Below are 2,579 nucleotides of genomic sequence, written 5' to 3'. Positions count from 1 at the left end.
GAAGAAGGACATGAACCATGGACATCATGCGAATTTGACTTTACAAGAGAAGGTAAATTAAAAGTTTCATTTGATTATATAGATTGGATAAATTCAGAATTTGGTCAAATAGGTCGACAAAATTACTATAAGTATAGAAAATTTGGAATTTTACCAGAAACGGAATATGAAATTAATAAAGTTAAAGAAATCGAACAATATATTAAAGAGCAAGAAGAAGCTGAACAATAGGGGAGATAACATGACTTTCGAAGAAAAACTAAATGAAATGTATAACGAGATTGCGAATAAGATTAGTAGCATGATACCGGTAGAGTGGGAAAAAGTATATGCAATGGCATATATCGATGAAGAATGTGGAGAAGTGTTTTACCATTATACTGAACCAAGAAGTGAGGAATTATTTTACTATACAAGTGTGATAAAGAAGTATAATATATTGAAATCAAGCTTTATGGATTCAGTATATGAGTTGCATGATCAATTTGAGGAACTAAGAGAAATATTTATAGAAGAAGGACTAGAACCATGGACATCATGCGAATTCGACTTTACAAGCGAGGGTAGATTAAACGTATCTTTTGATTATATTGATTGGACTAAATTAGAATTTGGACAAATAGCAAAAGAAAATTATTATATGTACAAAAAATTTGGAATTTCACCAGAAACGGAATATGAAATTAATAAAGTTAAAGAAGTAGAGAAGTGTATTAAAGAGCAAGAGGAATAGATTATCTTCATGTGAGACTAAACAATAAAGCTTTGTTTAGTCTTTTTTAGCGGTTAAGTAAAAAGCAATCGAGACCATAAAGTTGTCATCAAATAATAATATAAAGATAATTTTAGGTTTTTATACTTTTAAACGAAAAGAATCTAAGTACTTATAGCTTTAAATACGTAATATGCTATTACAAAATCAATGTATAGGAGCTAGGTAAATATGACTACTAAGGAAAATATAGACATTCTTCGAAAGCCAGGTGCACAAGCCTTAAGTTTAGCATCATTATTTATGATACTTTTTTCATGTCTGACTTTCTTTTTTGGTTTAGATTATGAAAGGTTTCCAAATTATTTAAAGATAACGACAATTATAGAATTAATAATTATCATAATTAGTTTACTTCAATGGATTAGATTTATAGATTTCGAAAAGGAAAGCGCACAGAAATATAAGAAAATATATGCCCGATTTTTAGTTATTATAAATGTGCTAACTACTATCACCGCAGTATTTGCAACATGTAACCTTTATTATTTTGTTGCTGTACAAAACCATTATGATTTATTCAATTATTGGTTGATGGGCACGATTTCAATCATAATTAGTTATTTGTTATTAGTAATTGGCGGAATGTTCACGTTATTAAAATTACCTAAAGTAACAAAACGTTGGGGTGGTAAAACTAAAACCCATTTTGGTTTATTATTAACTGCGTTGAGCGCATTTATATATATTGAAAGAATTATCGAATATATATTGGTGCCCAATGTCGTAGAATCCAAGTTTGTCATAATGGTAAGTATCATTATTATTGCTTGTACACAATTTGTAGCCTTTCAATTTATTATGCAATACAGTAGATTCTATATTTTTGAATTAAACACTGAAAATGATGACTAAACAATTTTATAAATTCTGTGGAGTATACTTATATAAAAAATCAACTTCAACACATTTTTTACTCAATGATGTGAATGGATTTGAGTGGATTGATATTAATGGGATTTGATTATGAGAATTAGAAAAGGAACGTTTGCTTTTGTTGTAATAAATCTAATATTTTTCAGTTGTTGGTTATTTATTCTGAATATGATTTTATCAAGATTATTATAATTGTATTACATATAGGTGTTGGTAAATTTTTATTTAAGAAATGGTGAAAAAGTATATACTATTAATATATTTTTTACTATAATTATAAATAGTTAAATAAATTGAAAGACAAAATAATGAGCAGGAGTTTTAGGGTTGTTATTTACAAATAATATAATACTGAAAAAGACTCGAAATTATTTAGAATTCTAGTTATCGTAACAATAGTTGCAGTTATTTTAGTTCCATTAGTGTATTTAGGTATAAAATGAGTAATATTAATTTGGAGAAGCATTAAGCGACGTAGAGGTGTTGTTTAGTGCTTTTTATTTAACGGAAATGAAACCAATATCTATTTTGAAAATATAGGGGTGATAACATGACTTTCGAGGAAAAGTTAAGTCAAATGTATAATGAGATTGCAAATGAGATTGATGGCATGATACCGATAGAATGGGAAAAGATATATGCAATTGCCTACGTAGATGATGAAGGTGGAGAGGTCGTTTTTAATTATACTAAACCAGGTAGCGATGAATTGAATTATTACACATATATCCCTAGAGAGTATAGTGTCTCTGAAAAAGTATTTTATGATTTGTGGACGGATTTATATAGACTGTTTAAGAAGTTAAGAAACGCATTTAAAGAAGAAGATTTAGAACCATGGACATCATGCGAATTTGACTTTACAAGAGATGGTAAATTGAATGTTTTATTTGATTATGTCGATTGGATGAATTCAGAATTTGGACCATTA

At 28.1% G+C, this 2,579-nt stretch carries 4 protein-coding genes and 1 pseudogene; all 5 read left to right on the top strand.

Annotated features, from left to right (window positions below):
• Positions 1–231, top strand: a 231-nt coding sequence (locus CD116_RS06080) for a TIGR01741 family protein (RefSeq protein ID WP_142381042.1), incomplete at its 5' end; no start/stop codon positions are given.
• Between the two features lie 10 nt (positions 232–241).
• Entirely contained in the window at positions 242–733 is a 492-nt protein-coding gene (locus CD116_RS06075; RefSeq protein ID WP_047529265.1) for a TIGR01741 family protein, read from the top strand.
• 210 nt (positions 734–943) lie between these two features.
• Positions 944–1,627 (top strand): DUF5079 family protein, encoded by a 684-nt coding sequence (locus CD116_RS06070; protein WP_047529267.1) that lies wholly within the window; start codon positions 944–946, stop codon positions 1,625–1,627.
• A 99-nt stretch (positions 1,628–1,726) separates the two neighbouring features.
• A pseudogene (locus tag CD116_RS06065) lies at positions 1,727–1,840 on the top strand (DUF5080 family protein); the annotation flags it as partial.
• Between the two features lie 358 nt (positions 1,841–2,198).
• Positions 2,199–2,579: TIGR01741 family protein (locus tag CD116_RS06060; RefSeq protein WP_103325213.1), on the top strand; the 381-nt coding region annotated here is incomplete at its 3' end.

Origin of the sequence: Staphylococcus schweitzeri, assembly GCF_002902405.1 — a bacterium.
In the GTDB taxonomy this organism is placed as follows: Bacteria; Bacillota; Bacilli; order Staphylococcales; family Staphylococcaceae; genus Staphylococcus; species Staphylococcus schweitzeri.
The sequence above is the reverse complement of the archived record's forward strand: the minus strand, read 5'-3'. Positions and strand labels throughout refer to the sequence as shown.

Excerpts from the sequence above, each read along its gene's own strand:
- CD116_RS06070 (WP_047529267.1), top strand. The coding sequence starts at position 944 with ATGACTACTAAGGAAAATATAGACATTCTTCGAAAGCCAGGTGCACAA.
- CD116_RS06075 (WP_047529265.1), top strand. The coding sequence starts at position 242 with ATGACTTTCGAAGAAAAACTAAATGAAATGTATAACGAGATTGCGAAT.